This window comes from Paenibacillus sp. PAMC 26794 (assembly GCF_000316035.1).
In the GTDB taxonomy this organism is placed as follows: domain Bacteria; phylum Bacillota; class Bacilli; order Paenibacillales; family Paenibacillaceae; genus Paenibacillus.
In genome coordinates, this window is the sequence record NZ_ANHX01000037.1 from 1 (window position 1) to 848 (window position 848).

At 28.4% G+C, this 848-nt stretch carries 1 protein-coding gene; it reads right to left on the reverse strand.

What is annotated here, in order from left to right; all coding sequences use genetic code 11:
- Positions 1-46 precede the first annotated feature (46 nt).
- Positions 47-751, reverse strand: a complete 705-nt coding sequence (locus tag D829_RS32460) for a hypothetical protein (protein ID WP_017689856.1) — start codon at positions 749-751, stop codon at positions 47-49.
- Between the last annotated feature and the right edge of the window lie 97 nt (positions 752-848).

The following is an 848-nucleotide window of genomic DNA, read 5'->3' on the forward strand; positions in this document are numbered from 1 at the left end:
AGCGTGAATATTATGTTAGATGATGTTAATATTCTCTTTGAATGCACTAATCAACTAGTTGAGATATGATGTACTTCTTGCTTCTATAAATATAAGTTTTTGATATTAAGAAAAAAACTTTTAAAAAGAACGAAAACTCTTCAATATTATTTATGCTTGATTCAAGGATTGTTCGATCTTCTCCTTTTTTACCCCAACTCACCATTATTTGAGGTTCATTAATAGAATACTGAATTTCAAACCTGAAAAATTCTCCATTTTCTTTTATATACCATGTTGATTCAGCATAAATTTCTAACATTAAAATATTATTTTCGAGGACTGATACAAAAGCAGAAACTAAATCAAAATATAATTCTATATCTTGAATCTTTGGAACAACAAATTCATGCTCCATCTTATTTCTAATAGCATTCAATCTTGATAAAGACCCTGAATTGAACACACTTGCCTTTTTAAGAAATTCTAATTTCTTATCCATGCCAAGTCTTTTACTTTTAAAAAATTCAAAAAGATTGTATGAGTAAAAAAAGGTATCAATTTGACAATCCATTGCTCTTTTGATATTTGATACACAATTTATTAAGCTTAAGTCATCTTTCCCCTTAAGATCAGACTCTGCAAATTGGAGATAATCTCTAGGAGACAGTTCAAAAGGGGGATGATTGATGTTTTCACCTGAGAATCCATCATTTTTAAGCTTCTCAAAGTTCTTCACTAGAAATTCTTTTAATTCTTCTTTTTTATTCATTACAATCTCCTTATGTTAATTTCATCTAACATCTAATTTATGTACTTCGTAAATACCACACATCCTGCATGATATGTGAACTACGTATATGATAACC

Coding starts and splice junctions, on each gene's coding strand:
- D829_RS32460 (WP_017689856.1), bottom strand. CDS start 751: ATGAATAAAAAAGAAGAATTAAAAGAATTTCTAGTGAAGAACTTTGAG.